Origin of the sequence: uncultured Sphingomonas sp. (assembly GCF_913778135.1) — a bacterium.
Taxonomy (GTDB): domain Bacteria; phylum Pseudomonadota; class Alphaproteobacteria; order Sphingomonadales; family Sphingomonadaceae; genus Sphingomonas.
In genome coordinates, this window is the sequence record NZ_CAJYVU010000109.1 from 1 (window position 1) to 4,893 (window position 4,893).

Here is a 4,893-nt window from a genome sequence, read left to right on the forward strand (position 1 = left end):
AAAGCGGGATGTTGTCATGCTTCTTCCACGGGTTCTCCAACGCCTTGCCCGCGAGCTTGCGCAAGCCGAGCGCGATGCGGCGGCGGGTGGAGTGGGGCATGATGACCTCATCGATGAAGCCCTTCGACGCCGCCACGAACGGGTTGGCAAAACGCGCCTCATACTGCGCGGTACGCTCTGCGATCTCCTCCGGCGTGCGGCCGCGGAAGATGATCTCGACCGCGCCCTTCGCGCCCATCACCGCGATCTCGGCGGTCGGCCAAGCATAGTTCAGGTCACCGCGCAGGTGCTTCGACGCCATCACATCGTATGCGCCGCCGTACGCCTTGCGCGTGATCACGGTGATCTTCGGCACGGTCGCCTCGGCATAGGCGAACAGCAGCTTGGCGCCGTGTTTGATGATGCCGTTATGCTCTTGGGCGGTGCCGGGCAGGAAACCGGGCACGTCGACGAAGGTCACGATCGGGATATCGAACGCGTCGCAGAAGCGGACGAAGCGCGCCGCTTTCTTCGACGAATTGATGTCGAGCACGCCCGCCAGCACCATCGGCTGGTTCGCCACCACCCCCACCGTACGCCCCTCGACGCGTCCGAAGCCGCAGATGATGTTGGCGGCGTGTCCCGGCTGGATCTCGAAGAAGTCGCCCTCGTCGAGGGTCTTTCGGATCAGTTCGTGCATGTCGTACGGCTGGTTGGCGGACGCGGGGATCAGCGTGTCGAGGCTCGGCTCCACGCGGTCCCACGGATCATCGCTCGGCCGCTCGGGCACCGGCTGGCGGTTCGAGCCCGGCAGGAAGTCGAAGAAATCGCGGGTGGCGAGCAGCACCTCGATGTCGTCGTCGAATGCATTGTCGGCGACGCTGGTCTTGGTGGTGTGCGTCACCGCCCCGCCGAGCGCCTCCTGCGTCACGACCTCGTTGGTCACCGTCTTCACCACGTCGGGGCCGGTGACGAACATGTAGGATGAATCCTTCACCATGAAGATGAAGTCGGTCATCGCCGGGCTGTACACCGCGCCGCCCGCGCACGGCCCCATGATCAGGCTGATCTGCGGCACCACGCCGCTCGCCAGCACATTGCGCTGGAACACTTCGGCATAGCCGCCGAGCGAGGCGACACCCTCCTGGATGCGCGCACCGCCGGAGTCGTTCAGGCCGATGACCGGCGCACCGACCTTCATCGCCATGTCCATGATCTTGCAGATCTTCTGCGCGTGACGCTCGGACAGCGAGCCGCCGAAGACGGTGAAGTCCTGGCTGAACACGAACACCAGCCGGCCGTTGATCGTGCCCGATCCGGTCACGACGCCGTCGCCGGGGATCACCTGCTCAGGCATGCCGAAGTCGACGCAATTATGCTCGACGTACATGTCGAGTTCCTCGAACGATCCCTCGTCCAGGAGCACGTCGAGCCGCTCGCGCGCGGTTAGCTTGCCCTTGGCGTGTTGCGCGTCGATCCGCTTCTGCCCGCCGCCCAGCTTCGCCGCGGCGCGCTTTTTCTCGAGTTCGGCGAGCGTCGATGACATCCTGATCTCCTCTGACATGCTCTCCTGCGCGCTCGCGGGCGCCTGCGCAAATGCGAAGTTGCGAAGTTGCGAACGGAACGATTGCGAACTAGGCGTGAGCGATGCCCCGCGCGCGCCTCTACGCCGGAGAACGTCTGCGCGACCTGCGCCGCGCGGCCGGGCTGAACCAGCGCGCGATGGCCGCACGCCTGGGGCTATCGGTCAGTTATCTGTCGCAACTGGAAAGCGGCGAGCGTCCGCTGACGGCGGCGGTCACCGCGGCACTTGCGCGCCACTTCCCCGCTGCGCTCGCAGGGATCGAGGGAGAGGTGCCGGCACGCCGGCTGGCGGCGCTGACGGCTGCGCTCGCCGATCCTGCCGTCGCGCCGCTTGACGCGGAGGGTGTTGCGCGCCTGGCGGTCGAGCAGCCCGACCTAGCCGATCGCTTGGTCGCGCTCCACGCCGCCAAGCGCGCGGCGGAAGAACGCGCCGCACTGGCAGAGGAAGCGATGACCTCGAGCGCCGGGCATGCCGGTTCCGGCGCGCGCCTACCCTGGGAGGCGGTACGCGACTGGTTCCACGACGCGGGCAATTACGTCGACGCGCTCGACCGCGCGGGCGAGGCGCTCGCCGACGGAGGCGAGACGTTCGAGCAGCGACTGACCGACTTTCGCGTCACGCTCGCGCTCGATCCGGCCGATGCCGCACCGCTGGCGCGCTTCGACGGACGCGTGCTGACGCTCGCCGCCGCCGCTCCGCCGGAAACGCGCCGCTTCCTCATCGCGCACCGCCTCGCCGCGATCGCCTTTGCCGAACCGATTGCGGAGATCGTCGCCGCCGCCCCGCTCGTACACGACGAGGCGCGCCGGCTGCTCAGCATTGGCCTCGCCAATTACGCCGCAGGCGCGCTCGTCATGCCCTATGCCGCGTTTCGCGCCGAGGCGAAGGTGGTGCGCCACGACATCGACCGACTGTCCCGGCGCTTCGGCGTCAGCTTCGAACAAGCGTGCCACCGCCTGTCGACATTGCAGCGGCCGGGAGCGGAGGGCGTGCCGTTCTATTTCTGCCGGGTCGACATGGCCGGCAACATCACGAAGCGGCATTCCGCCACCCGGCTGCAATTCGCGCGCTTCGGCGGCGCCTGTCCGCTGTGGCACGTCCATGAGGCAGCGGCGATCCCCGACCGCATCCTCGTCCAGCATGCCGAAACGCCCGACGGCGTCCGCTACGTGTCGATGGCAAAGGGATTGGTGAAGCCATCGGGCCGCTTCGCGCGCGCGCCGCGCCGCTACGCGGTCGTGCTGGGATGCGAGGCGGTGCACGCCGCCGACTTCGTCTACGCCGACGCGGTCGGTGTCTCGCACGGGCAGGCCGGCGCGCCGACCCCGATCGGCATTTCGTGCCGCTTGTGCCCGCGCAGCGACTGCGACCAGCGCGCCTTTCCGCCGACCGATCGTACGATCCGCGTCGATCCGGCGACGCGCGGCGTCGTGCCCTACGCGGTGATCTGACGCCGAAAGCGTTCGTTGGCGCTCGCCATCCAGCCCGAACTCGGCGGCGGCGGTGCGGCGTTGCCGGCGCGACGCTGGCGCGCGGCGTCGAGATCGATCGCCTCGTCGAAGCGCAGCCCGGCGCGGTCATCACGCACCCATTTCACGCGCGCCGCGACATGGTCGATGCGCCCGATCGAGACCAGCACCGGCATGTCGGCGATCAGGCCGATCGGCTTGGCGATGCACACGCCCGAGACCGACACGTTGAGCACGCGGTGCTGCGTCGGCTGCGACCCTTCGCTGCGCACGACGTCGGCGCTCAGCATCACGCTGGTACGCGGATCGCGGGCGGCGGCGGTGTCGTCGGTGGCGGAGGGCATCGGTTGCATGGCGCTTCGCGCCTTACGCATCGAAAGGTTACGAAATCGCTAACGGACTGCGAGCAAGCGCGGCTGGCACGCGCACGATGCTTGCCCTCCCCACTCACCGGGCGCATGCATCGCCGCAGGAAAAGGAGCCCTGCGCGTGTCCGACAACGACCTGTTCCCCGTTCCCGCCGCCTCGGCAGATGAAGCGCGCGTCGATGCCGCCGGCTACCGTGCGATGTATGCGAGAAGCGTCGAGCAGCCCGACGCCTTCTGGCTCGAACAGGCCCGCGGGCTCGATTGGATGAAGCCTCCCGCGACCGCCGGCGACTGGTCGTTCGATACCGACGATTTCCACATCCGCTGGTTCGCCGACGGTTCGCTCAACGCCAGCGTCAACTGCATCGACCGCCACCTGGCCGAGCGCGCCGACCAGGTCGCGATCATCTGGGAACCCGATGTTCCGACCGAGGAACCGCGCCGGATCACCTACGCCGAGCTTCACCGCGAGGTCTGCCGTTTTGCCAACGTGCTGAAGGCGCAGGGCGTGAAAAAGGGCGACCGCGTCACCGTCTATCTGCCGATGATTCCGGAAGCCGCCTTCGCGCTGCTCGCCTGCGCGCGGATCGGCGCGATCCACTCGGTCGTGTTCGGCGGCTTCTCCCCCGACGCGCTCGCCGGCCGGATCGAGGATTGCGGGTCGAAGATCGTCGTCACCGCCGATTACGGTCGGCGCGGGGGCAAGACGATCCCGCTCAAGGCGAACGTCGACGCCGCCGCCGACCATGCCCCAACGCTGGAGCGCGTGCTGGTCATTCGCGCAACCGGCGGGGAGGTGGCGACGGGCGCGCGCGATATCTGGTATCACGACGCCGTCGCCGATGTGGCCGACGATTGCGCGCCAGAACCGATGAACGCGGAGGACCCGCTGTTCATTCTGTACACCTCGGGTTCGACCGGAAAGCCTAAGGGCGTGCTCCACTCGACCGGCGGGTACCTGCTATGGGCCGCCTTTACCCACGGCCTCGTCTTCGACTATCGCGCACCCAACGTTTACTGGTGCGCGGCCGACATCGGCTGGGTCACCGGGCACACCTATATCGTCTACGGACCGCTCGCGAATGGCGCGACGACCCTGATGTACGAGGGTCTGCCGACGTGGCCCGATGCGAGCCGCATTTGGCAGGTGGTCGACCGGCACCAGGTCCACACGCTGTTCACCGCACCGACGGCCCTTCGCGCATTGATGAAGGAAGGCGATGCGCCCGTTCAAGCCACCAGCCGCGCGTCGCTCAGACTGCTTGGCACGGTGGGCGAGCCGATCAACCCCGAGGCGTGGCGCTGGTACCACGATGTCGTCGGCGAGGGCCGCTCGCCGATCATCGACACCTGGTGGCAGACCGAGACCGGCGGTGCGATGATCGCTCCCCTGCCCGGCGCGACCGACCTGAAACCCGGCTCCGCGACCAGACCGCTGCCCGGTGTCCAGCCGCAACTGGTGGATGAGACCGGCCAGGTGCTGGACGGTGCG

General features: G+C 68.1%; 4 protein-coding genes. 2 read left to right on the top strand and 2 right to left on the bottom strand.

The window, feature by feature from the left end:
- A partial coding sequence (locus QZ847_RS10230) for an acyl-CoA carboxylase subunit beta (RefSeq protein ID WP_294356233.1) occupies positions 1 to 1,525 on the bottom strand: 1,525 nt, incomplete at its 3' end.
- A 101-nt stretch (positions 1,526 to 1,626) separates the two neighbouring features.
- Between QZ847_RS10230 and QZ847_RS10235 the strand changes: the two genes are divergently transcribed.
- On the top strand, positions 1,627 to 3,015 hold the full coding sequence (locus QZ847_RS10235; protein ID WP_294356235.1) for a short-chain fatty acyl-CoA regulator family protein: 1,389 nt from the start codon (positions 1,627 to 1,629) through the stop codon (positions 3,013 to 3,015).
- On the opposite strand, the gene QZ847_RS10240 is transcribed toward QZ847_RS10235, so the two are convergent.
- Positions 3,000 to 3,386: a PilZ domain-containing protein gene (locus QZ847_RS10240; protein WP_294356237.1), complete on the bottom strand. Its 387-nt coding sequence runs from the start codon at positions 3,384 to 3,386 to the stop codon at positions 3,000 to 3,002. The genes QZ847_RS10235 and QZ847_RS10240 overlap by 16 nt on opposite strands.
- A 136-nt stretch (positions 3,387 to 3,522) precedes the next feature.
- Here QZ847_RS10240 and QZ847_RS10245 point away from each other — a divergent pair.
- Positions 3,523 to 4,893 (top strand): acetate--CoA ligase (locus QZ847_RS10245; RefSeq protein ID WP_294356239.1); only part of this gene is annotated, 1,371 nt, incomplete at its 3' end.